Below are 23,290 nucleotides of genomic sequence, written 5' to 3' on the forward strand. Positions count from 1 at the left end.
ATCATAATCGTCCCCGCCCCTTTTCGCAACGGGAAAGACGCGTGACAGACCGATACCGCCTGAGGATCACTCCTCGTCGTGGTAGCGAACAAGACGCTTGGGCGCCACGCGCCCCTCGTCATCGATCTCGCCAACCCCGATGAATTCGCGCTCCGGGCCAACCGTCATGCGGACCTGGCCGCTTTGGGGGCTACCTGCCACCTGCACGGCCTGACCCTGGTTCACATAGGCGGCCACGGCGACCAGCATGTTTACCTCGGGCAGGGAGGCCACGGCGGTGTCCATCGGCAGCAGCAGGGGATCCAGCTGCTCCCGTGGCGGAATGCTTTCGGCCTTGGCCTGCTCGAAGATGCACTCGAGCTGCTCCAGGGTCAGCATCCGCTCGTAGGGGTAGCTCGCCACCTGGGTGCGACGCAGCTGGGTGACGTGAGCGCCACAGCCCAGCACTTCCCCCAGATCGTCCACCAGGGAGCGGATATAGGTGCCCTTGCTGCAATGCACTTCCAGCTTCACCTCGTTCCCCTCGAAGCCGAGCAGCTTGAGTTCGAAGATGGTGATGGGACGGGCTTCCCGCTCGATCTCGATCCCTTCACGGGCATATTCGTAGAGCGGGCGGCCGTTGTGCTTGAGGGCGGAGTACATGGACGGCACCTGCATGATGGGGCCGCGGAACTGGTCCAGCGCCTCGATCAGGGTACCCACGGCCACGTTCACCGGGCGGGTGGAGACCACCTCGCCGTCGGAGTCGCTGGTATTGGTGCGCTCGCCCAGCTTGGCGGTCACCTCATAGCGCTTGTCCGCTTCCAGCAGATACTGGGAGAACTTGGTGGCCTCCCCGAGGCAGATCGGCAACATGCCGGTGGCCAGGGGGTCCAGGGCGCCGGTATGGCCAGCCTTGGCGGCGTTGTAGATCCGCTTGACCTTCTGCAACACATCGTTGGAAGTCAGGCCGGTCGGTTTGTCCAGCAGCAGGATGCCGTGTACGTCACGGCCTTTGAAACGACGTCTACGAGACATCTCAGGCGTTATCCTCAGTCGTGTCATCCGGTGCGGATTGCTCTTCGTCACGACCGGCTTCAGTCATGCGACGCTTGTCTTCACGCACAGTGTTGGTCACCAGGTTGGAGAGGCGCATCCCCTCGACCAGGGTCTGGTCGTAGTAGAAACGCAGCTCGGGCACCACCCGCAGACGCATGGCGCTGCCCAGCAGGCTGCGGATGTAACCGGCAGCCTCGGTCAGGCCCTTGAGCCCTTCCTTGATGCGCTCGGCGTCATTCTCCAGTTGCAAGAAGGTGACATAAACCTTGGCATAGTTGAGGTCCTTGGAGACCTCCACGTCGGAGACGGTCACCATGCCGATGCGCGGGTCTTTCACCTCGCGCTGCAGGATCAGCGCGATTTCACGCTGGATCTGCTGTCCGACCCGACGGGTCCGGCTGAATTCTCTGGCCATATTCTATCCTGCGATAAAAGGGGGCCGCGGCCCCCTATTTTGTCTAACTCTCGGCTTACAGAGTCCGTTGGATTTCAACGGTCTCGTACACCTCGATCTGGTCGCCTTCGCGCACGTCGTTGTAGTTCTTGACCGCGATACCACACTCGTAGCCGTTGCGAACTTCGTTGACGTCATCCTTGAAGCGGCGCAGGGATTCCAGCTCGCCTTCATAGATAACCACGTTGTCACGCAGAACGCGAATGCGGTTGGAACGCTTGACCACACCTTCGGTGACCATACAGCCAGCAACGGCGCCGAACTTCGGCGACTTGAAGACGCTACGCACTTCAGCCAGACCGATGATCTCCTGACGATACTCAGGAGCCAGCTTGCCGCTCATGGCCTGCTTCACTTCGTCGATCAGGTCATAGATGACGGAGTAGTAACGCAGATCCAGGCTCTCGGATTCGATGACCTTGCGCGCAGAAGCGTCGGCACGGACGTTGAAGCCCACCAGGATGGCGCTGGAAGCCGCGGCCAGGGTCGCGTCGGTTTCGGTGATGCCACCTACGCCGGAACCCACGATCTTCACCTTCACTTCGTCGGTGGAGAGTTTGACCAGCGCATCGCAGATCGCTTCCACAGAGCCTTGTACATCGGCCTTGATCACCACGTTCACTTCGGACACTTCGCCCTCGGTCATGTTGGCAAACATGTTTTCCAGCTTGGCCTTCTGCTGGCGGGCCAGCTTGACTTCGCGGAACTTGCCCTGACGGTAGAGCGCCACTTCACGGGCTTTCTTCTCGTCACGCACGACCGTGGCTTCGTCACCGGCAGAGGGAACGCCGGACAGACCCAGAATTTCCACTGGCAGAGAGGGACCTGCTTCCTTGATCTCGCGACCCAGTTCGTCACGCATGGCGCGAACCCGGCCGTACTCAAGACCACACAGAACGATGTCGCCCTGACGCAGAGTACCTTCCTGTACCAGCACGGTGGCAACCGGACCACGACCTTTATCCAGGAAGGATTCGATCACGACGCCGTTGGCCATGCCGTCAACCACCGCTTTCAGCTCCAGGACTTCGGCCTGGATCAGGATGGCTTCCAGCAGGTCGTCGATGCCTTCGCCAGACTTGGCGGAGACGTGCACGAACTGGCAATCGCCACCCCAGTCTTCGGACATGACGTTGTAACGGGCCAGCTCGGTCTTGACGCGATCCGGATCCGCTTCAGGCTTGTCGATCTTGTTCACCGCAACAACCAGCGGCACACCGGCCGCCTTGGCGTGCTGGATAGCTTCGATGGTTTGCGGCATCACGCCGTCGTCAGCTGCAACAACCAGAACAACGATGTCGGTCGCCTTGGCACCGCGAGCACGCATGGAGGTAAACGCCGCGTGACCCGGGGTATCCAGGAAGGTGATCATCCCGCTGTCGGTCTGTACGTGGTACGCACCGATGTGCTGGGTAATGCCACCGGCTTCGCCCGCGGCGACCTTGGCTTTACGGATATAGTCCAGCAGCGAGGTCTTGCCGTGGTCGACGTGACCCATGATGGTCACGACCGGCGCACGCGGCTTGGCTTCGGAGGTCTCGTCACGATCGGACAGTACCGCCTCTTCCAGCTCGTTCTCACGGCGCAGCACTACCTTGTGACCCATCTCCTCGGCGACCAGCTGAGCGGTCTCCTGGTCGATCACCTGGTTGATGGTGGCCATGGCACCCATCTTCATCATCACCTTGATGACTTCAACGCCCTTGACGGCCATCTTGTTGGCGAGCTCCGCCACTGTGATGGTCTCGCCGATGACGACGTCACGGTTGACCACGGCAGCCGGCTTGTTGAAGCCGTGTTTCATGGCGTTCGGCATGGCCATCTTGCCACGCTTGCCTTTGCGGGCACGCGGATCGCGGGAGTTGCGGTCATTGCGGTCGTCTTCGCGACGGCCGACTTTCTTCGGCGCCTTGGCAGCGGCAGCCGTGCGACGGCTGGTCTCTTCCTTACGATCCAACTCATCTTCGGCCGCTTGCGCGTGCTTGTTGGTGGTCAGATGGTAATCGCTGCTCTCTTTGGCGCGAGCCGCTTCTTCTTCAGCCCAGCGGGCCGCATTCTGTTCCGCCATGATGCGAGCCTCTTCGGCTTTCTTCGCGGCGAGTTCTTCAGCTTTTTGCAAAGCTGTCTGTTCCTGTTGGCGCTTCAGTTCTTCTGCTTCGCGCTTGGCCATCTTTTCTGCCTCTTGCTGAGCTGTGCTACCGGCTGCTTTGGCGGGCTGTTGAGCCTGTCGAGCCTTCTGTTGTGCCTCGATCCGCGCCTTTTCCTCAGCTTCACGACGAGCCTGCTCAGCCTCACGGCGAGCCTTCTCTTCAGCGTCGAGGCGGGCCTTCTCTTCGGCCTCGCGACGAGCTTTTTCTTCTGCTTCCAAACGCGCTGTTTCCTCGGCTTCCGCCTGGCGCTGTTCATCTTCCAGCGCCGAGCGTCTTACATAGGTGCGAGACTTGCGCACTTCTACCTGCACTTCCTTGTTCTTGCCACCAGTCCCCTGAACACTCAGAGTGCTCTTGGTCTTGCGCTGCAAGGTCATGCGAGCAGGTGCGGTGACCTCGTCACCTCCATGCTGTTTCTTCAGATGTGCCAGCAGAGTCTGTTTCTCAGACTCGCTGACCATGTCGTCGGCCTTGCTCTTCACGATGCCGGCATCGACAAACTGCTGGAGAAGACGATCAACCGGCGTGTCGATGTCAGTGGCAAGTTGCTTAACTGATACTTCTGCCATTCATTTTCCTCCGTTTGACCTTATTCAGACTGCTCTTCTCCGAACCAACAGATATTGCGAGCAGCCATAATGAGCTCACCAGCCTTCTCGGCGGTCAACTCTTCGATGTCGGCAAGGTCATCGATACCTTGCTCTGCCAAATCTTCTAGGGTGCCGACACCGCGAGCGGCCAGGGCATAGGCCATTTCACGGCCGAGGCCGGAGAGATTGAGCAGTTCTTCGGAAGGCTCGACGCCTTCAAAGGATTCTTCTTTGGCCAGGGCCTTGGTGGTCAGGGCATCCTTGGCACGCTTGCGCAGCTCTTCGACCATGTCTTCATCCAGACCGTCGATGGCCAGCAGCTCGTTGACCGGGACGAAGGCAATCTCTTCCAGAGTGGAGAAGCCCTCTTCCATCAGCAGGCCGGCGAAATCGTCGTCGATATCGAGGGTGCTGGTGAACAGCGTCAGGATGCGGTCGTTCTCGGCCTGGTGCTTGGCACGCATGTCCTCGACGGTCATCACGTTCAGTTCCCAACCGGTCAGCTGGGAGGCCAGACGCACGTTCTGACCGTTGCGGCCGATGGCCTGGGCCAGGTTGGCGGCTTCCACGGCGATGTCCATGGTGTGGTTGTCTTCATCGACGATGATGGAGGCCACATCGGCTGGCGCCATGGCGTTGATCACGTATTGGGCCGGGTTGTCATCGTACAGCACGATGTCGGCACGCTCACCGCTCAGCTCGGCGGAGACGGCCTGAACGCGGGCACCACGCATGCCGATACAGGCACCGATCGGGTCGATACGACGATCGTTGGTCTTGACCGCGATCTTGGCGCGGGAACCCGGATCACGGGCGGCGCCCATGATTTCGATCATCTCTTCGCCGATTTCCGGCACTTCGATGCGGAACAGCTCTTTCAGGAAGTCCGGGCTGGAGCGGCTGACGAACAGCTGGGAACCACGGGCTTCCGGACGCACGGCGTAGAGCAGGCCACGGATACGGTCGCCGGGACGGAAGGTCTCACGGGGCAGCATGTCGTCACGGAAGATCACGGCTTCGGCATTGCTGCCCAGATCCAGGATCACGTTGTCGCGGTTGCTCTTCTTGACCACGCCGCTGATGATGGTGCCTTCCTTGTCCTTGAACTGGTCAACGACCTGGGAACGCTCGGCCTCACGCACTTTCTGCACGATGACCTGCTTGGCGGTCTGGGTGGTGATACGGTCGAAGGTCACAGAGTCAATCTGGTCTTCAACATAGTCGCCGATCTGGATATCCGGCTGCTCGATCTGAGCGGCTTCGAGAGTGATTTCCCCGTACGGGTTCTCCATGGAAGCCTGATCGGCCACCACGACCCAACGGCGATAGGTGTCATAGTCACCGGTCTTGCGATCGATCTCGACACGCACTTCAATCTCGCCTTCGTATTTTTTCTTGGTCGCAGTCGCCAGCGCAGTCTCCAGAGCCTGGAAAATCTTCTCGCGGGGGACAGCCTTCTCGTTGGACACAGCGTCAACGACCAGCAAAATCTCTTTATTCATATCCGATAGCCTCGTTAACCAAAGTTCGGCACTATGTTCGCTTTTTGGATATTGGTGAAAGCCAACACCTCGTCCTTACCATCTACCGTCAGAGTGATCATATCCCCCTGCACGGCTTTGATTACGCCTTTGAACTTGCGGCGGTTGTTTGTTGCCATCCGAAGCGTTACCGCCGCCTCCTGGCCAACGTATTTTTCGAACTGGGCGACCTTGAACAGTGGACGATCCAGACCCGGGGAAGACACCTCAAGGTAGTACTCCTCGGTGATGGGATCTTCGACATCCATGATGGCGCCGACCTGGCGGCTCACCTCGGCACAGTCTTCCACCGTCACGCCTTGCTCCGAGTCGATGAAAACGCGCAAGGTCGAGTGCTTACCCGCACGGATAAACTCGATACCCCACAGTTCAAAACCCAAGGCAACGACCGGAGCCTCGAGCAGATCGGTCAAACGTTGTTCCAACGTAGCCAAAGTCACCCTCCGAAAAACGAAAAAAGGGCATATAGCCCAGATAGAAATAGATTCAGAGTAAATTGCACATAACAAAAAGCCCCGATGTCAAATCGGGGCTTGGCGCTTTACCCTGATTGTCGCCTCGCAGCGACCGCCTTCCTGAGCGTAGGAAATGCGTGAAATTTGGTTGCGGGGGCCGGATTTGAACCGACGACCTTCGGGTTATGAGCCCGACGAGCTACCATGCTGCTCCACCCCGCGTCCGAAATCGTGCGAGATTATAGCCACTTCGCTCTCGTGAGACAAGACTCAGCGACTATAACATCCCGGTTACCCGGGTTCACTGCTTAATTGGTGCCGTGGGCGGGACTCGAACCCGCACACCCTAGAGCACTACCCCCTCAAGATAGCGTGTCTACCAATTCCACCACCACGGCAAAACTCTTATTCGGGAACGTCAGTATCTTTCTTCACTGGCGCTTTGCTCTGCTCAACTTGTTGAGTCTGTTGCAGATTTTCCCATTCACTACCCTGTTTGACCTTGTTGCTGGACATGGAACCCAGAACCAGACTAATCAAGAAAAACAGAGTAGCCAAAATCGCTGTTGTGCGGGTCAGGAAGCTGCCTGAACCACCGGAGCCGAACACTGTATTCGATGCCCCTGCGCCGAAGGAGGCGCCCATATCAGCCCCTTTACCTTGCTGAATCATCACCAGACCAATCAGAGCCAGCGATACCAGCAGATAAACGACCAAAAGAATCTCGTACATTTAACTTGCACCCTTTGCCGCTTCAACTATTCCTAAAAACGCCTCGCCATCAAGACTTGCCCTGCCTATCAGACCGCCATCAATATCGGGCTGCGCAAACAAATCTTGTGCATTGGCCGGTGTCACGCTCCCACCATAGATGATTCTGACTTTCTCACCTATTACCGGAGTATCCTCCGCCAAGCGACCGCGAATAAAGGAATGAACCTCTTGTGCCTGCTCGGGTGTGGCGCATTTACCTGTACCTACAGCCCAGATTGGCTCGTAGGCGATGATAGCATTATCGAAAGCCATCGCGCCATTTTTCTCTATGACGATATCCAGTTCCTCGGCAATCACCTCAAAGGTTCGTCTTGCCTGCCTCGCCGCGCCTGACTCACCCAGACAAAGTATGGGTATCAGACCTGCTGCTCTGACTGCCGCAAACTTCTCTGCGACGATGAAACTGGTCTCACCAAAGAGACGCCTGCGCTCGGAGTGGCCAACAAGTACATATCGGCAACCTGCCTCGACCAGCATCTCACACGAGATTTCACCCGTATAAGCGCCTTGTCTGTGCTGGCTCACGTTCTGACCCCCCAGCTTCACTCTTCCCTGCTCACCGAGCAGTTCGGCCGTGAAACCGAGATGCACATGGGATGGACACAAGACCACATCTACGTCTTCATCAATGCACTCTGTGCACTGACTCGTAAACTGCTCTAACTGCGACCTACTACCGTGTAACTTCCAGTTGGCTGCTACAAACGGCTTGCGATGTCCCATCGGCAACTCCCTTGCGAAAGCGGGGCTGATAATATCCAGAGGATGCTCAGCTGACAAGTGCTATTTTCAAATTTTCGAATCGTTTGAACAAGATACAACCAAGGCGACTAAAAAGCCGCCTTGGTTGTTCATTAAAACGCCGATTCGACCTGTTTGGCGATGCGCTCTGCCATATCGCGCACCTGCTGTTCGTGTTCACCTTCGACCATGACCCGGATCAGGGGCTCGGTGCCAGATTTGCGCAACAGCACCCGGCCACGGCCGGCCAGTTCCTGCTCCACTGCCGCCACTTCCTGCTGAACGGCACTGGAGGTCAGCGGATCCTTGCCTTCGGCGAAGCGCACATTGACCAGCACTTGCGGGAACTTGCTCATGCCCGAACGCAATTTGGCCAGCGGCATCTCGGCACTGCGCATGGCCGTCAGCACCTGCAGGGCGGCGACGATACCATCCCCCGTGGTGGTCTGATCCAGGCAGATGATGTGACCGGAGTTTTCGCCCCCGATGCGCCAGCCCTTCTCGTTCATCATCTCAAGCACGTAGCGGTCACCCACCTTGGCACGGGCAAAGGGGATGCCCAGGGTCTGAAGCGCCAGCTCCAGCCCCATGTTGGCCATCAGGGTGCCCACCACACCGCCCTTGAGGCGGCCATGGCGCAGGGCATCCCGGGCGATGATGTAGAGGATCTCATCCCCGTCGATGATGTAACCAGTGCTGTCCACCATCACCAGACGGTCGCCGTCACCGTCGAAGGCGACGCCGAGATCTGCCTTGCATTCCTGGACCTTGGCGGCCAGCGCCTCCGGTGCGGTGGAACCGACACCGTCATTGATGTTGAGCCCATCCGGGCTGCAGCCGATGGCGATGACTTCGGCACCCAGCTCGCGGAAGACGGAAGGGGCGATGTGGTAGGTGGCACCATGACCGCAATCCACCACCATTTTCAGCCCTTCCAGGCTCAGATTGGAGGGGAAGGTGCTCTTGCAGAATTCGATGTAGCGACCAGCCGCATCATCGATGCGCTGCGCCTTGCCAAGCTCCGCGGACTCCACGCACTTGAGTTCGTTGTCGAGCTCGGCTTCGATGGCCAGCTCGACATCATCGGGCAGCTTGGTGCCGTCGGCGGAGAAGAACTTGATGCCGTTGTCGTAATAGGGGTTGTGGGATGCACTGATGACGATGCCGGCTTCGGCACGGAAGGTGCGAGTCAGGTAGGCAACCGCCGGGGTGGGCATGGGTCCCATCAGTATGGCTTTGAGACCGGCGGCGGAGAGCCCCGCCTCCAGTGCCGACTCCAGCATATAACCGGAGATACGGGTATCCTTGCCGATCAGCACCTTCTTGGTCCCTTTCTTGGAGAGCACCTTGCCGGCGGCCCAGCCCAGTTTCATGACGAAATCCGGGGTGATCGGGTATTCACCCACCTTGCCGCGCACGCCGTCGGTGCCGAAGTACTTTCTGGTCATTGTCTGTTTCTCGTTTTTCTATTTGGATATGAAATCTTGTCCCGTCATGGTCATCCAGCCTGTACGCAAGACATCCATGGTGGCCCGCACGTCGTGCACCCGGATGATCCTGGCGCCATGTTGCAACCCGATCAGGGCACAGGCCAGACTACCAGCCAACCGCTCGGCTACCGGGCGGTCAAGCAGGTTGCCTATCATAGACTTTCGTGACATGCCCACCAAGAGCGGAAGTTGGTAATCGAGCAGTGACGCCTGCTGTGCCAGCAGCTGATAATTGTGCGCCAGCGTCTTGCCAAAGCCATAGCCTGGATCCAATACCAGATGCTCACGCGGGATACCGGCCCCCAGACAAGCGGCAATCCGCTCGTCAAAGAAGGCTCTCACCTCCCCCACCAGATCGTCATAGTGCGGCTCCACCTGCATGGTACGGGGCTGCCCCTGCATGTGCATGAGGCATACCGGTACGCCAGCCTCGGCCGCCGCGCCCAGCGCTCCCGGCTCTTGCAGGGCGCGGACATCATTGATGAGGTGACCACCTGCAGCACAGCCCTCCCGCATGACAATCGCCTTGGAGGTATCGAGGGAGATCATCACATCCAGCTCGGCGACCATGCGCTCCACCACGGGGATGACCCTGTCCAGCTCCTCCTGCTCGCTCACGTCGGGGGCGCCCGGGCGGGTCGACTCGCCACCTATATCGATAAGGGTGGCCCCATCGGCCACCATGTCGCGGGCATGACTCAACGCCAGATCGATCTGCTTGAAGCGGCCACCATCTGAAAAGGAGTCCGGCGTCACATTGAGAATGCCCATGACATGGGGACGGTCGAGAGAAAGGGGACGTCCCTTGCTGATTAACTGCATTGCTTCAACTACCTCCAACAAGAGCGGCAAACTCTTCGTGCAAAGAAAAACCCCGGGCAAGCCCGGGGTTTGTATCATGGCAACTTATTTGGCCGGGACATCGTTCGCCTTGTCGATGTCACTCAGAGGTGCACTGCCCTCTTCAGTCGGCGCCTTGGCCTCCGGCCCGTTGTTCACGCTGGCACCACCTTGCGGGGTGTCACCATGCTCATCATGCCAGTTGCTGGGAGCACGGACCTCGCGACGCGCCATCAGATCATCGATCTGCTTGGCATCGATGGTCTCGTACTTCATCAATGCATCTTTCATGGTGTGCAGCACATCCATGTTGTCCAGCAGGATCTGCTTGGCACGATCATAGTTGCGATCGATGACCTGCTTGACCTCTGCATCGATGATGCGGGCGGTATCGTCAGACATGTGCTTGGCCTTGGCCATGCTGCGGCCGAGGAAGACTTCACCATCCTCTTCTGCGTAGAGCATGGGGCCGAGACGCTCGGACATGCCCCACTGGGTGACCATCTTGCGAGCGATGTCGGTGGCACGTTCGATGTCGTTGGATGCACCGGTCGATACCTTCTCGGCACCGTAGATCAACTCTTCCGCCAGACGACCGCCATACAGGCTGGAGATCATGGACTCCAGATGCTGCTTGGAGTGGCTCCAGCGGTCCTGCTCCGGCAAGTACATAGTCACACCCAGCGCACGGCCGCGCGGAATGATGGAGACCTTGTAGACAGGGTCATGATCCGGCACCACGCGACCAATGATGGCGTGACCCGCTTCGTGATAGGCCGTCATCTCCTTCTCGGACTCTTTCATCACCATGGAGCGACGTTCCGCCCCCATCATGATCTTGTCCTTCGCCTTTTCGAACTCCAGCATGGAGACCACTCGGCGGCTCTCGCGAGCAGAGAAGAGGGCAGCCTCGTTCACCAGGTTGGCCAGATCGGCACCGGAGAAACCAGGGGTACCACGGGCAATCAGCGCCGGATTGACGTCATCCGCCAGCGGTACCTTGCGCATGTGCACTTTCAGGATCTGCTCACGACCGCGAACATCCGGCAAGCCGACCACGACCTGGCGGTCGAAACGACCTGGACGCAGCAGCGCAGGATCCAGTACGTCGGGACGGTTGGTGGCGGCGATGACGATGATGCCCTCATTGCCTTCAAAACCATCCATTTCAACCAGCATCTGGTTCAGGGTCTGCTCACGTTCGTCGTGACCACCACCCAGACCGGCGCCACGCTGGCGACCGACCGCATCGATCTCATCAATGAAGATGATGCAGGGGGAGGATTTCTTGGCCTGTTCGAACATGTCACGCACCCGGGAGGCACCGACACCCACGAACATTTCCACGAAGTCCGAACCTGAAATGGTGAAGAACGGCACCTTGGCCTCGCCTGCAATGGCTTTGGCCAGCAAGGTCTTACCGGTACCAGGAGGACCTACCAACAGGACGCCGGTCGGGATCTTGCCACCCAGCTTCTGGAATTTGGTCGGGTCACGCAGATAGTCGACCAGCTCCTTGACCTCTTCCTTTGCCTCGTCACAACCGGCTACGTCGGCGAAGGTAGTCTTGATCTGATCTTCGCTCATCAGGCGAGCCTTGCTCTTGCCGAACGACATAGCACCCTTGCCGCCGCCGCCCTGCATCTGACGCATGAAGAAGACCCAGACACCGATCAGCAACAGCATCGGGAACCAGGAGATGAAGATGGACGTGATCAGAGATGGTTCTTCCGGCTTCTCACCCATCACTTTGACGTTATGGTTGAGCATGTCGTTGAGCAGTTGGGGATCCGGCGCAGGAATGATGGTGGTGAAACGTTCACCGGTGCGCTTGACGCCATTGATGACCTTGCCATCCATCCGCACTTCACGGATCTGCTCCTGGGTCACTTCTTTCACGAAGCTGGAATAGTCCAGCTGGCGACTGGTGGTATCGCTGGGGCTGAAGCTATTGAACACCGACATCAGCACGACGGCGATGACCAGCCACAGGATTAGGTTTTTCGCCATGTCACTCAAATCAATGACCTCGCAGACTGACAGTTAACGATGAGGGTTAGGGTACTACAGTTTAAAACCGGTAGCCACAATGTAGACTTCTCGTGAACGAGCACGGGACGAGTCTGGTTTTCGAATCTTGACGGCAGAGAAAAGTCTACGTATTTCATTGAGATAGGCATCAAACCCTTCCCCCTGGAACACCTTGACTACAAAACTGCCATTACTGCTCAGGACCTGATTGCACATGTCCAGCGCCAGTTCCACCAGGTACATGGCACGGGCTTGATCCACCTGCTGGGTACCGCTCATGTTGGGCGCCATGTCCGACATGACGACGTCCACCTTGTCGGGGCCGACTCGCTCCAGCAAGGCGCCGAGTACAGTTTCTTCCCGAAAGTCCCCTTGCAGGAAATCGACACCGGCAATGGAATCCATCGGCAAAATATCGCACGCAATGACGCGCCCCTTGTCACCGACCTGGTCGATGGCAAATTGGGACCAGCCACCGGGAGCAGCCCCCAGGTCCACTACCGTCATCCCCGGCTTGAGCAGCCGGTCTTTGCCCTGGATCTCGTCGATCTTGAAAACGGCGCGAGAGCGCAGTCCCAACTTCTGGGCTTTCTTGACGTATTGGTCGTCGAAATGTTCTTTTAACCAGCGGGTTGAACTGGGGGAACGTTTTTTCTGGGTCATGATTGTCGACTTTAAAAAACCACAAGGGTTATTAGTATTAAGGGCTAAGTGGGGGTAGAATACGCCCCTTTCAACCCTGACTTATGAAGAAATTGCCATGATTCTCAACAATAAACAGAAACAGTACCTCAAGGGCCTGGCCCACAGTCTGAAGCCGGTCGTCCTGCTGGGACAACACGGTCTGACCGAAGGGGTGCTGGCCGAGATCGATCTGGCCCTGAACCACCACGAGCTGATCAAGGTTAAGGTTGCGTCTGAAGATCGTGAGATGAAACAGCTGGTGATGGATGCCATCGTTCGCGAGACCGGCGCCATCAAGGTACAGAGCATGGGCCATGTACTGACCATCTACCGTCAGGCCAAAGAGCCCAAGATCCAGTTGCCGCGCAAGTAACAGGAAAGAGCATTCGCTCTTTCCTTCATTTCCCTTCTTCCCAAGTCGCTTGCCAAAATAGTTGCCAGGCCCTTAACCTGCGATGAATAGCCGTGGACACCCACTATGGACAAGCATCAGCTCCTCACCGATGAAGAACTGGCCATGCTGCGGGACCTGGGAAACGATGAAGACATTGCCACCAGCCAATACCTGCGCGGCACCCTGCCCCTTCCTCTCCAAAGCCTGTTGCAGCGAGCCAAGCCTCTGACACTCGAAGCCCGCATCGCCGGCTACCAATTGCGTTTCCCGCTCCACTGCACCCAGGCAGAGGAGGGCCACACCGAGCTGCGCATCGCCGCGCCGACCATTACCGAGCTGGGTTCGCCCCATCTGCGCGCCTGGCGACTCGACGAAAAGGCCGTGCTCTGCACCGAAGACGCGGAGTACGAGGTATACAGCCTCTCCCTTGGCGGTCTCATCGTGGCCGGCTTGCCGGACTCCTCTGCCAAGGGAGATCCACTTGGCGGATACCTTCGCATCGAGGATCTCCCTCCCCTGGCAATGACAGGCACCCTCGTCAGGCACGTGGATGCCAATCAACATTACCATGACTGGGCCGTCCAGTTCCGGCTGGGCAAGGAGGATCAGGAACAATTGCGGGACTGGCTCTTCCAGCGCCACCAGGACGCCTTCGTCCAGGCCTATCAGGGTGACTAAAGACAACAGGGGAGCCCGGCTCCCCTGTCTCTTTCCCCGACGTTCAATCAGAGATAGGCAACTTCCAGGATCTCGTACTCCACATCGCCACCCGGCGTCTTGACGATGGCAACGTCATCCACTTCCTTGCCGATCAGGGCGCGGGCAATGGGGGAGTTCACGGAGATCATGTTCTGCTTGATGTCCGCCTCGTCGTCTCCCACGATGCGGTAGACCACTTCCTCTTCCGTTTCACTTTTGAGCAGGGTCACGGTTGCGCCGAAGATGACGCGGCCATTGTTGGCAATCTTGGTGACATCGATAATCTGGGCATTGGAGAGCTTGCCTTCGATTTCCTGAATGCGGCCTTCACAGAAACCCTGCTGCTCGCGGGCGGCATGGTATTCGGCATTTTCTTTCAGATCGCCATGTTCACGGGCATCAGCAATCGCTTCGATAATCTGGGGACGCAGCTCGGTCTTGAGATAATCGAGCTCTTGACGCAGCTTTTCAGCGCCGCGAACAGTCATCGGAGTATGATTCATAGTCGAAACCTGGGTTGCTTTATAAAGAGAAGCTGCGGCAATCAAAAGAGAGCCGCAGCTGTCGGTTCGGATGGGGCATCTTAATATGAAGCCGCCACAAAATCCATGTCAGCCCCTGCGAGCGGGATCCCGCTTTGGGCCAGCGTTACTTGGATTCCGAGACGCCAAGCGGAGCCGACACCGTCGGTTTGCCCTGCATGATGGCGATCTCGACACGTCGGTTCATGCGCCGATTCTCCGGGCTGTTGTTGGGCACCAGCGGCTGTGAATCCGCCATCCCTTGCACCACCAGACGATTGCCGTCAAAACCGGGCACCTTGATCATCTGGTGGGCAACCGCCACCGCCCGCTGGGATGAAAGCTCCCAGTTGGACTGGAACAACTCGTCCTCGGTGGCCACATTGTCGGTGTGGCCGGAGACGGTGATCTCCCCCGGCACATCCTTGAGCAGCGCAGCCACCTTGCGGATCACCGGCCAGAACTGGGGTTGCAGGAAGGCGGATCCCGCCGGGAACGCCGCTTTCTCGCGAATGCGAATGATGATCTGCTGACCCAGCGCCTCTATCTCGATGGCCCCATCCTGGATCTGGGCCTGCATCTGCTCCGCCAGTGCCTTGGCCAGGGTGTTGGACTGTTCCTGCGCCTTCTGGGCCTCCTGGGCGGTATCGCCACCGCTCTGCTGGCCTTCGGTCTTGTCATGTCCACCCGCCTTGTCCGCATCCCCAGGCTGGAAATCCAGCTCGGTCTGGGTCATGTCGATGGTCTGCTGCATGATGGTGTCAATAGGCGTCGGCTCGGGGCGACCAGGACGAAACTCCTGGGCGATGACGGAGGTTCCCTTGGGGATATCCTTGACCTCCAGGATGTTCTGCACCCCGAACGCCTTCTCCATGGAACCGGCGATCTGCTTGAACTTCTGCACATCCATCTCGGCAAAGGAGAGCAAGAGCACGAAGAAGCACATCAGCAGAGACATGAGATCCGCGAAGGTTCCCATGTAACCGGGCAATCCGGGAGGCGGGCACTTGCACTTTGCCATCTGCGTGCTCCTATTCGGTCCCGTTGTTGCGTTTGGACTGATTCAGGTAGTTCTGCAACATGGCCTGGATCACCCTCGGGTTCTGTCCATCCTGGATCCCCATGATGGCGTCGAGGATCAGGGTGCGGCTCAACTGTTCCTCGCCGCTGCGCAGTTCCAGCTTGTCCGCGATGGGGATGGCAATCATGTTGGCCTCGATGGCGCCATACAGGGTCGTCAGCAAGGCCACCGCCATGGCCGGACCGATGGATTTGGGGTCGCTCATGTTGGCCAGCATGGCCACCAACCCTACCAGGGTACCGATCATGCCCATGGCCGGGCCGAGATCCCCCAGGGAGCGGAACACCTTGATGGCCGTGGCGTGACGCTCGGACGTCAGTTCGATGTCCTTCTCCATCACCGCACGCACCACGTCGGCATCATGGCCGTCCACCAGCATGTCGATGCCCTTCTTCATGAAGGTATTGGGGATCTCCGCCGCCTCCAGAGCCAGAAAGCCCCCCTTGCGGGCCGCATCCGCCAGTTCCACCGCTTTGGTGATGAGATCGTCGAGCTTGTCCCCCTTGTACATGAAGGCCTTGCCCGCGACCTTGAAGGCCATCAGAAACTGACCGAGGTTGAACTTCATCATGCAGATGAACACGGACCCCAGTATGGTGATGTAGACCGATGGCATGTCCACATACATGCTCATGGGGCCGCCCAGCAACATGCCGTACACCACGACCCCGAACCCCAGCACTAAGCCTATCAGACTCCCTAAATCCACATCCCTACTCCTGTCGCCGAACGTGCCGTCTAATTATATTGCGTTGAATTTTCTGCTATTGCGCCCCCGGCAGCAAGCCCGGTACACCGCAATCGCCGATCGGCAATGCGTGGTTGCATGCCCGTTCTTATCGGCCAGGGTCAGGATAGTTTGAGGACGCCGCGTTTTTCTGCCTCCCCCCTGTGGCCGGTCGATGTTAAGATGAGCCGTTTTTTTCAATCCCCGAGGATGGACATGGCCAGTAAAAAAATCGACCGTCTGAGTTTTGATGCCACCCTGGAAGAGCTGGAAACCATAGTGCATCAACTCGAACAGGGCTCGCTCCCCCTCGAGGAGGCACTCAAACAATTCGAACAGGGCATCCATCTGGTGCGCGCCGGCCAGCAGAAGCTGGAACAGGCCGAGCAGAAGATCCAGATCCTCCTGACCCAGGCCGATGGCAGCGAGCAAGCGGTCCCCTTTCGAGCAGAACAAGGAGAGGAGTGAGTGACCCTGGACGATTTCTCCCGCCTGCATCGGCGCCGCATCGACGATTGCCTCTCGGCACAGCTTGACGCCCTGCCCGCCATGGCGCCACGTCTGCGGGACGCGATGAAATACGGCCTGCTGCTCGGTGGGAAACGGGTGCGCCCCTTCCTGGTCTATGCCGTCGGCGAGATGCTGGGCGTCAAGAGCGAACTGCTGGATGGCCCCGCCGCCGCCGTGGAGTGCATTCACGCATACTCCCTCCTGCACGACGACCTGCCCGCCATGGATGACGACGACCTGCGTCGTGGTCAGCCCACCGTACACAAGGCCTTCGATGAAGGCACAGCCATCCTGGCGGGCGATGCCCTGCAGACCCTGGCGTTTTCCATTCTGGCCGACCACCCCATGCCCGATACATTGATGGCCAACCGGGTGCGGATGCTGAGTGCCCTGGCCCGCGCGTCCGGCTATCTAGGCATGTGTGGCGGTCAGGCACTGGATCTGGACGCCGAAGGGCGCCGGATCAGCCTCGCCGAGCTGGAGCAGGTGCACCGCCACAAGACAGGGGCCCTCATCGAGTGCGCCGTGACCCTCGGCGCCCTGTGCAAGGCTGACGTGGAACCCGCCACCCTCACCGCCCTGCAAACCTATGCCGCCGCCATCGGACTCGCCTTCCAGGTGCAGGACGACATCCTCGACATCACGGGCGATACCGCCACCCTGGGCAAGCCGCAAGGCTCGGATCTGGCGCTGGAAAAGAGTACCTATCCGGCCCTGCTCGGACTCGACAATGCCCGTGAGCTGGCTCGCGAACTGCATGACAAGGCCTTAACAGCCCTGCAATCCTTGCCCTACAATACCGACATTCTGGAAGCGTTTGCCGATTACATCATCGAGCGAACCCACTAAACGCTGGATAACAGTAACAATATGAGCGTTGATATTAGCGATTTCCCCAACCTGGCCCTCGCGGACACGCCGGTCGATTTGCGATCCCTCCCCTTCGAGCGGCTGCCCGTGGTGTGCAACGAGCTGCGCGAGTATCTGCTGCGCTCGGTGAGCCGCTCCAGCGGCCACTTCGCCTCCGGCCTTGGCACCGTCGAGCTGACGGTCGCCCTGCACTATGTCTACAACACTCCCTTCGATCGGCTGGTGTGGGACGTGGGTCACCAGGCCTATCCCCACAAGATCCTGACCGGACGACGGGAGCGCATTCACACCATTCGCCAGAAAGATGGCCTGCACCCCTTCCCCTGGCGGGAAGAGAGCGAGTACGACGTGCTCAGCGTGGGCCACTCCAGCACCTCCATCGGGGCGGCGCTCGGGATGGCGGTGGCGGCGGAGAGCGAAGGGCTTGGCCGCAAGGTGGTCGCGGTCATCGGTGATGGCGCCATCACCGCCGGCATGGCCTTCGAGGCCCTGAATCACGCCGGCGACGTCCACAAGGACATGCTGGTGGTGCTCAACGACAACGAGATGTCCATCTCCGAGAACGTGGGGGCCCTGAACAATCACCTCGCCAGGCTGATGTCCGGCAAGCTCTACACCACGATTCGCGAGGGGGGCAAGAAGGTGCTGGCGGGTCTGCCGCCGGTCAAGGAGCTCGCCAAGCGGGCCGAGGAGCACCTCAAGGGCATGGTGGTACCGGGTACCTTGTTCGAGGAGTTCGGCTTCAACTACATCGGCCCCATCGACGGTCACGACATCCATGCCCTGGTCGAAACCCTGCGCAACATGCGCAACCTCAAGGGTCCCCAGCTGCTGCACGTCAAGACCAAGAAGGGCAAGGGCTACGAGCCGGCGGAAAAAGATCCCATCGGCTATCACGCCGTCCCCAAATTCAACCCGGATGACTGTGCCCTGCCCAAGAGCGCCGGTGGCAAACCCACCTTCTCCGCCATCTTCGGTCAGTGGCTGTGCGATATCGCCGCCAAGGATGAGCGCGTGGTCGGCATCACTCCCGCCATGCGCGAAGGCTCCGGTCTGGTGAAATTCAGCCAGCAATATCCGGATCGCTACTTCGATGTGGCCATCGCCGAGCAACATGCGGTCACCTTCGCCGCCGGTCTCGCCATCGCCGACCAGAAACCCGTGGTCGCCATCTATTCGAGCTTCCTGCAGCGGGCCTATGACCAGCTGATCCACGACGTGGCGCTGCAGAACCTGCCGGTGCTCTTCGCCATCGACCGGGCCGGTCTGGTGGGGGCCGACGGCCCGACCCATCAGGGTGCGTTCGACATCAGCTTCCTGCGCACCGTGCCCAACATGGTGGTGATGACCCCGTCCGACGAGAACGAGTGCCGCCAGATGCTCTACACCGGCTATCTGTGCAACGGGCCAGCGGCGGTGCGCTACCCCCGTGGCAGCGGCACCGGTATCCAGGCCGAGAGCGAGATGCAGGCCCTGCCCCTCGGCAAGGGACGTGTCGTTCGCGAGGGCAAGGGGACCGCCATCCTGGCGTTCGGCACCCTGCTGCAACAGGCCAGAGCAGCCGCCGAGGCGCTGGATGCCACCCTGGTGGACATGCGCTTCGTCAAACCCATGGACGAGGCGCTGGTGCTCTCTCTGGCCGCCTCCCACGATCAGTTCGTCACCCTCGAGGACAACGCCATCATGGGCGGTGCAGGCTCTGCGGTGAACGAGTTGCTGATGGGCTGCAAGCAGTGCAAACCGGTGCTCAACCTCGGCCTGCCGGACCGTTTCATCGAGCAGGGCACCCAGGATGAGATCTACGCCCTGCTGGGGCTGGACAGCGTGGGCATTCAGACCCGCATCGAGAGCTGGCTGCAGGCCTGACAAGGGTTATTGCAAGCAATAAAAAGGGCGCCTGATGGCGCCCTTTTTTTGTTATTCACTGTGCCAGACCAAACCTGCTCACACACTGTCGCGAGAAGGCCGTCAACAAGGTTACAAGCCGCTCAGGAACCGAGACATACATGAGCACTCCTGATTCCACATAAGCGAGCAGCACATGAACCTTGATCACGGCCTCGCAGCCAGTTCGTGGATAGGTTTATCAGCCCTTGTAGATCTTCGGGTTGAACACATCCCGCAGCCAGTCACCCAGCAGGTTGATCACCAGCACCAGCACCACCAGGCAGAGGCCCGGGAAGGCGGTGATCCACCAGGATCCGGAGAAGATGTAGTTGAAGCCCACGCTGATGAGCGACCCCAGGGACGGTTGATCAACCGGCATCCCCAGACCCAGGAAGGAGAGGGCCGCCTCGCTCATGATGGCGTTCGCCACCTGCACGGTGGAGATGACCAGGATGGGGGACAGGCAGTTCGGCAGAATGTGGCGGAACATGATGCGCGGGGCGCGGAACCCCATCACCTGAGCCGCTTCCACATACTCCTTCTTCTTCTCCGCCAGCACGGAGGCGCGCACCGTCCGGGCATACTGGGGCCACTCGGCGATACCGATGATCACCACCAGCATCAGGATGGCGAACTTCGAGTAGAACTCGGAGCCAAAGGTCGCCTGGAAGATGGCGGAGATGATGATGGCCACCATCATGGTGGAGAACGACAGCTGCACGTCGGCAAAGCGCATCAGCAGGTTGTCGATGCGACCACCAAAGTAACCGGCCATCAGACCGATGACGATACCGAGCACCAGTTGCAGCCCCACCGCGAACAGACCAATGGTCAGCGAGATGCGGGCGCCATAGAGGATGGTGCTCCAGATGTCGCGTCCCTGGTTGTCGGTCCCGAGCCAGAAGCGGGCCTCGCCCCCTTCCAGCCAGGAGGGGGGCAGCTCCGCATCCATCAGATCGAAGCTGGTCTGGTCATAGACGTTGTGCGGTGCGATCCAGGGTGCCAGCAGGGCCGCCAGCACGAAGACCACAAACACCGCGAAGCTGAACATGGCTACCTTGTCCCGCAGGAAGTAGTAGACGATGTCGGAATTTTTGAAGCGTGCCCAACGGCTCGGGCTTGCAGTTACAGCATTAGTCATCTGTTACCCCTTGGCGGTCAGGTTGACGGTCGGGTTGATCAACCCGTAGAGCAGGTCGACCAGGGTATTGGTCACCACGAAAATGAGGCCGACGAAGATGACGTAGGCGGTGATCAGCGGCGTATCGACCCGGTGGATCGCCTCAAGGAAGAGGAAGCCGGTCCCCGGCCACTGGAACACGCTCTCGGTCAGGATGGTGTAGGCAACCATGGTCCCGATCTGCACACCACCCACCGTGATGACCGGCAGCATGGTGTTCTTCAGGGCGTGCTGGTAGTAGACCTTGTTGTTGTCCAACCCCTTGGCACGGGCAAACTTGACGTACTCGGAGGAGAGCTGCTCCAGCATCTCCGAGCGTACCAGCCGGATGAACAGCGGCAGCATGATGGAGGAGAGGGAGACCGCAGGCAGCACCAGGTGCAGGATACCGTCCCAGGTGAAGAAGCCCGACTCCCAGCCCAGCAGGTTGTAGGTCTCGCCACGGCCATAGGCCGGCAGCCAGCCCAGCTGGATGGAGAAGAGGTACATCAGCATGATGGCGGTCAGGAAGACCGGGATCGAGATGCCGATGCTGCTCACCGCCATGATGACCTTGGTGAGGATGCTGCGCGGTCTTATCGCCGAATAAACCCCCAGCGGAATGGAGACCACGACGATGATGAGCGCGGCGGCAAACACCAGCTCAAGGGTAGCCACCAGCTTGTCGAGGATAACCTCGAGGGCTGGTCGCTTGAAGAAATAGGAAGTGCCCAGATCCCCGTGTACCGCGTTCTTCAAGAAGCGGCTGTATTTCACGAGGAAGGGATCATTGAGTCCCATCTTGTCGCGCAGCTCCTGGCGCACGGACTCGGAGACGGATTGTCCCACCAGCTCGCGCAGCGGATCCCCCAGGTTGTCCTGGATGGAGAAGGCGACCAGGCTGATGACGAACATCACTATCACGGCCTGATAGAACCGTTTCAGCAGGAATGTAAACATGCTTGTCCTTCTACGTGGCCTGTGTCTTGGCACAGGCTTCTGTTAATGGCGGGGCAACCATGGGTGCCCCGCCGGGTCCTTCCTTAAACGCTTCGCTTACTTGTTGACCACCAGGTCACCCAGATAAGGGAAGTTCATCACGTTGACCACCGGCTTGATGTCGACGTTCTTCTTGGCACCGTAGGCCAGGTCTTCCCAGTGCAGCGGCACATAGGCAGCGTCGTCGATCAGCATGGCTTCCACCTTCTGCAGGATGGCGGCACGCTTGGCAGGATCGGTCTCGGTGTTGGCTTCCATCACCATCTTGTCAGCTTCTGCGTTGGCATAACCGCCGCAGTTGTACTGACCCATGCCGGTCTTGGCATCCTTGGTGAAGGTCAGGAACTCGAAGAAGTTCGCACTGTCTTCGGTGTCGGAGTGCCAGCCGATCAGCTGCATGTCAGCGGCGCACTTGTCAAACTCCGGCCAGTACTGGGCCACCGGCATGGTCTTCAGATCCACCTTGATGTTGATCTTGGACAGCATGGCGGAGACGGCCTGGGCAATCTTGACGTCGTTGACGTAGCGGGCAGCCGGGGAGATGAAGCTCATCTTGAAGCCCTTCTCGTAACCGGCTTCCTTCATCAGCTCCTTGGCCTTGGCCAGATCATACTGGGGCTTGAGCGCCTCGTTGTATCCTGCGTAGCCTTTCGGGCTCAGCTGGCCGGCCGGGGTACCGAAGCCCTTGTTGATCTTGTCGACGATGCCCACCTGGTTGATGGCGTAGTTGATCGCCTGACGCACGCGCTTGTCTTTCAGCGCCGGGTTGGTGTTCTGGTTCAGCTCGATGATGATGGCACGGGTACCGGACAGGGTGACCAGCTGGGAATCCTTGCCGTTCTTCACGCGCTCCAGATCGTTCGGGGCAACCGGGTAGATCATGTCCACGTCGCCGCCCAGCAGGGCTGCAACACGGGTGGCGTCTTCCTTGATCGGTACCACGGTCAGGTTTTCGACGTTGCCCTTGGAGGCCTTGTCCCAGTAGTTAGCGTTGCGCACGTATTCCAGCTTCACGCCCTGCTCGCGGAACTTGACGCTGAACGGACCGGTACCGGAGACATTGGTGGAGGCGAAGGAGTCACCGTTCTTCACGATCTCGGCCTTGTCCTTGCCCGCCTCGGTCTTGCCGCTATAGAACTTGGAGTCCATCGGGAAGATGTAGGTGACGGTCTGCAGCACCAGCGGGAACGGCTTGGCGGTGACGAGATCCACGGTGAAATCATCCACCTTCTTGGCTTCGGCGATGGGGTCGAAGATCGCCTTGAAGTCCGGAGAGGCCTTCAGACGGTTGACGGTCCATACCACGTCATCGGCGGTGAAGTCGTTGCCGGAGTGGAACTTCACACCCTTGCGCAGGTGGAAACGGACGGTCTTGTCGTCGATGCGCTCATACTTCTCGGCCAGACGCGGCTCGAACTGCAGATCCTGGGTGTAACGCATCAGGGGGTCGAACACCAGGTGAGACATCTCCAGGGTCTGACCGGAGAGCTGCTCCTGCGGGTCCAGAGAGGTGGCGTCGGACGCGACGGCGACCTTGATGTCGGCAGCAGAAACGTTGAACGCGAGACCAGCGGCGAACAGCGCCATGGCGATCTTGGATAATCCTTTCTTCATGTCTTTCTCCATGCTTTTGGCTTTTTATTGACAGACAAACC

At 59.2% G+C, this 23,290-nt stretch carries 22 protein-coding genes and 2 tRNA genes; 5 read left to right on the plus strand and 19 right to left on the minus strand.

Annotated features, from left to right (window positions below; all coding sequences use genetic code 11):
* Positions 1-66 precede the first annotated feature (66 nt).
* From truB to rlmE, 13 genes are all read right to left on the minus strand, one after another.
* A complete protein-coding gene (truB, locus tag C2U30_RS08405; RefSeq protein WP_041215670.1) occupies positions 67-1,017 on the minus strand; it encodes a tRNA pseudouridine(55) synthase TruB in 951 nt (316 codons plus the stop codon).
* 1 nt (position 1,018) lies between these two features.
* A complete protein-coding gene (gene rbfA / locus C2U30_RS08410; protein ID WP_010675366.1) occupies positions 1,019-1,453 on the minus strand; it encodes a 30S ribosome-binding factor RbfA in 435 nt (144 codons plus the stop codon).
* Between the two features lie 55 nt (positions 1,454-1,508).
* Positions 1,509-4,211: a translation initiation factor IF-2 gene (gene infB, locus C2U30_RS08415; protein WP_043153231.1), complete on the minus strand. Its 2,703-nt coding sequence runs from the start codon at positions 4,209-4,211 to the stop codon at positions 1,509-1,511.
* 20 nt (positions 4,212-4,231) lie between these two features.
* A complete protein-coding gene (nusA, locus tag C2U30_RS08420) occupies positions 4,232-5,734 on the minus strand; it encodes a transcription termination factor NusA (protein WP_039040286.1) in 1,503 nt (500 codons plus the stop codon).
* Positions 5,735-5,748: 14 nt separating this feature from the next.
* Complete coding sequence (gene rimP / locus C2U30_RS08425; protein ID WP_010675370.1) at positions 5,749-6,207, minus strand: ribosome maturation factor RimP; 459 nt, start codon at positions 6,205-6,207, stop codon at positions 5,749-5,751.
* Positions 6,208-6,373: 166 nt separating this feature from the next.
* A tRNA-Met gene (locus tag C2U30_RS08430) sits at positions 6,374-6,450 on the minus strand.
* 91 nt (positions 6,451-6,541) lie between these two features.
* Positions 6,542-6,626, minus strand: a tRNA-Leu gene (locus C2U30_RS08435).
* Between the two features lie 7 nt (positions 6,627-6,633).
* Positions 6,634-6,960: a preprotein translocase subunit SecG gene (gene secG, locus C2U30_RS08440; protein WP_010633113.1), complete on the minus strand. Its 327-nt coding sequence runs from the start codon at positions 6,958-6,960 to the stop codon at positions 6,634-6,636.
* Positions 6,961-7,725 (minus strand): triose-phosphate isomerase, encoded by a 765-nt coding sequence (gene tpiA, locus C2U30_RS08445; protein WP_103243616.1) that lies wholly within the window; start codon positions 7,723-7,725, stop codon positions 6,961-6,963.
* Positions 7,726-7,856: 131 nt separating this feature from the next.
* Positions 7,857-9,191: a phosphoglucosamine mutase gene (gene glmM / locus C2U30_RS08450; RefSeq protein ID WP_039040289.1), complete on the minus strand. Its 1,335-nt coding sequence runs from the start codon at positions 9,189-9,191 to the stop codon at positions 7,857-7,859.
* 18 nt (positions 9,192-9,209) lie between these two features.
* Positions 9,210-10,055: a dihydropteroate synthase gene (gene folP / locus C2U30_RS08455; RefSeq protein ID WP_103244669.1), complete on the minus strand. Its 846-nt coding sequence runs from the start codon at positions 10,053-10,055 to the stop codon at positions 9,210-9,212.
* Positions 10,056-10,139: 84 nt separating this feature from the next.
* The gene (ftsH, locus tag C2U30_RS08460; protein WP_039040290.1) at positions 10,140-12,092 is read right to left on the minus strand and encodes an ATP-dependent zinc metalloprotease FtsH; all 1,953 of its coding nucleotides are present in this window, start codon (positions 12,090-12,092) and stop codon (positions 10,140-10,142) included.
* A 45-nt stretch (positions 12,093-12,137) separates the two neighbouring features.
* On the minus strand, positions 12,138-12,767 hold the full coding sequence (rlmE, locus tag C2U30_RS08465; protein WP_103243617.1) for a 23S rRNA (uridine(2552)-2'-O)-methyltransferase RlmE: 630 nt from the start codon (positions 12,765-12,767) through the stop codon (positions 12,138-12,140).
* Between the two features lie 97 nt (positions 12,768-12,864).
* Here rlmE and yhbY point away from each other — a divergent pair, with 97 nt between their 5' ends.
* Together yhbY and C2U30_RS08475 are read left to right on the plus strand one after the other, a co-directional pair.
* Complete coding sequence (yhbY, locus tag C2U30_RS08470) at positions 12,865-13,161, plus strand: ribosome assembly RNA-binding protein YhbY (RefSeq protein WP_010675376.1); 297 nt, start codon at positions 12,865-12,867, stop codon at positions 13,159-13,161.
* Positions 13,162-13,266: 105 nt separating this feature from the next.
* A complete protein-coding gene (locus C2U30_RS08475; protein ID WP_103243618.1) occupies positions 13,267-13,860 on the plus strand; it encodes a PilZ domain-containing protein in 594 nt (197 codons plus the stop codon).
* A gap of 47 nt (positions 13,861-13,907) precedes the next feature.
* Here C2U30_RS08475 and greA read toward each other — a convergent pair whose 3' ends face one another.
* The 3 genes from greA to pomA form a co-directional block, all read right to left on the minus strand.
* Entirely contained in the window at positions 13,908-14,384 is a 477-nt protein-coding gene (gene greA, locus C2U30_RS08480) for a transcription elongation factor GreA (RefSeq protein WP_010675378.1), read from the minus strand.
* 145 nt (positions 14,385-14,529) lie between these two features.
* Positions 14,530-15,423 carry a flagellar motor protein MotB gene (locus C2U30_RS08485; RefSeq protein ID WP_042878323.1) on the minus strand — a complete coding sequence of 298 codons (894 nt, stop codon included), beginning with the start codon at positions 15,421-15,423 and terminating at the stop codon, positions 14,530-14,532.
* A 10-nt stretch (positions 15,424-15,433) separates the two neighbouring features.
* The gene (pomA, locus tag C2U30_RS08490; protein ID WP_029314770.1) at positions 15,434-16,192 is read right to left on the minus strand and encodes a flagellar motor protein PomA; all 759 of its coding nucleotides are present in this window, start codon (positions 16,190-16,192) and stop codon (positions 15,434-15,436) included.
* Positions 16,193-16,426: 234 nt separating this feature from the next.
* Here pomA and xseB point away from each other — a divergent pair, with 234 nt between their 5' ends.
* Genes xseB through dxs form a run of 3 tightly spaced genes read left to right on the plus strand, consistent with a single transcriptional unit; the run spans position 16,427 to position 19,456 of the window.
* Complete coding sequence (gene xseB, locus C2U30_RS08495; RefSeq protein ID WP_010675381.1) at positions 16,427-16,678, plus strand: exodeoxyribonuclease VII small subunit; 252 nt, start codon at positions 16,427-16,429, stop codon at positions 16,676-16,678.
* A complete protein-coding gene (gene ispA / locus C2U30_RS08500) occupies positions 16,679-17,569 on the plus strand; it encodes a (2E,6E)-farnesyl diphosphate synthase (RefSeq protein WP_041215676.1) in 891 nt (296 codons plus the stop codon).
* A gap of 21 nt (positions 17,570-17,590) precedes the next feature.
* Entirely contained in the window at positions 17,591-19,456 is a 1,866-nt protein-coding gene (gene dxs, locus C2U30_RS08505; RefSeq protein WP_043153238.1) for a 1-deoxy-D-xylulose-5-phosphate synthase, read from the plus strand.
* A gap of 220 nt (positions 19,457-19,676) precedes the next feature.
* Here dxs and C2U30_RS08510 read toward each other — a convergent pair whose 3' ends face one another.
* The 3 genes from C2U30_RS08510 to C2U30_RS08520 all read right to left on the minus strand — a co-directional run bounded on the left by C2U30_RS08510 (position 19,677) and on the right by C2U30_RS08520 (position 23,249).
* Positions 19,677-20,618, minus strand: a complete 942-nt coding sequence (locus tag C2U30_RS08510) for an ABC transporter permease (RefSeq protein WP_029314771.1) — start codon at positions 20,616-20,618, stop codon at positions 19,677-19,679.
* A 3-nt stretch (positions 20,619-20,621) separates the two neighbouring features.
* Positions 20,622-21,596: an ABC transporter permease gene (locus tag C2U30_RS08515; RefSeq protein WP_039040297.1), complete on the minus strand. Its 975-nt coding sequence runs from the start codon at positions 21,594-21,596 to the stop codon at positions 20,622-20,624.
* A gap of 96 nt (positions 21,597-21,692) precedes the next feature.
* Positions 21,693-23,249 carry an ABC transporter substrate-binding protein gene (locus C2U30_RS08520; RefSeq protein ID WP_010675386.1) on the minus strand — a complete coding sequence of 519 codons (1,557 nt, stop codon included), beginning with the start codon at positions 23,247-23,249 and terminating at the stop codon, positions 21,693-21,695.
* Positions 23,250-23,290 lie beyond the last annotated feature (41 nt).

Source organism: Aeromonas sp. ASNIH5, assembly GCF_002902865.1.
Classification (GTDB): domain Bacteria; phylum Pseudomonadota; class Gammaproteobacteria; order Enterobacterales; family Aeromonadaceae; genus Aeromonas; species Aeromonas caviae.

Coding starts and splice junctions, on each gene's coding strand:
- C2U30_RS08485 (WP_042878323.1), bottom strand. CDS start 15,423: ATGGCAAAGTGCAAGTGCCCGCCTCCCGGATTGCCCGGTTACATGGGA.
- infB (WP_043153231.1), bottom strand. CDS start 4,211: ATGGCAGAAGTATCAGTTAAGCAACTTGCCACTGACATCGACACGCCG.
- tpiA (WP_103243616.1), bottom strand. CDS start 7,725: ATGGGACATCGCAAGCCGTTTGTAGCAGCCAACTGGAAGTTACACGGT.
- xseB (WP_010675381.1), top strand. CDS start 16,427: ATGGCCAGTAAAAAAATCGACCGTCTGAGTTTTGATGCCACCCTGGAA.
- nusA (WP_039040286.1), bottom strand. CDS start 5,734: ATGAATAAAGAGATTTTGCTGGTCGTTGACGCTGTGTCCAACGAGAAG.
- rbfA (WP_010675366.1), bottom strand. CDS start 1,453: ATGGCCAGAGAATTCAGCCGGACCCGTCGGGTCGGACAGCAGATCCAG.
- rlmE (WP_103243617.1), bottom strand. CDS start 12,767: ATGACCCAGAAAAAACGTTCCCCCAGTTCAACCCGCTGGTTAAAAGAA.
- yhbY (WP_010675376.1), top strand. CDS start 12,865: ATGATTCTCAACAATAAACAGAAACAGTACCTCAAGGGCCTGGCCCAC.
- folP (WP_103244669.1), bottom strand. CDS start 10,055: ATGCAGTTAATCAGCAAGGGACGTCCCCTTTCTCTCGACCGTCCCCAT.
- dxs (WP_043153238.1), top strand. CDS start 17,591: ATGAGCGTTGATATTAGCGATTTCCCCAACCTGGCCCTCGCGGACACG.
- C2U30_RS08475 (WP_103243618.1), top strand. CDS start 13,267: ATGGACAAGCATCAGCTCCTCACCGATGAAGAACTGGCCATGCTGCGG.
- C2U30_RS08515 (WP_039040297.1), bottom strand. CDS start 21,596: ATGTTTACATTCCTGCTGAAACGGTTCTATCAGGCCGTGATAGTGATG.
- C2U30_RS08520 (WP_010675386.1), bottom strand. CDS start 23,249: ATGAAGAAAGGATTATCCAAGATCGCCATGGCGCTGTTCGCCGCTGGT.
- secG (WP_010633113.1), bottom strand. CDS start 6,960: ATGTACGAGATTCTTTTGGTCGTTTATCTGCTGGTATCGCTGGCTCTG.
- C2U30_RS08510 (WP_029314771.1), bottom strand. CDS start 20,618: ATGACTAATGCTGTAACTGCAAGCCCGAGCCGTTGGGCACGCTTCAAA.
- truB (WP_041215670.1), bottom strand. CDS start 1,017: ATGTCTCGTAGACGTCGTTTCAAAGGCCGTGACGTACACGGCATCCTG.
- greA (WP_010675378.1), bottom strand. CDS start 14,384: ATGAATCATACTCCGATGACTGTTCGCGGCGCTGAAAAGCTGCGTCAA.
- glmM (WP_039040289.1), bottom strand. CDS start 9,191: ATGACCAGAAAGTACTTCGGCACCGACGGCGTGCGCGGCAAGGTGGGT.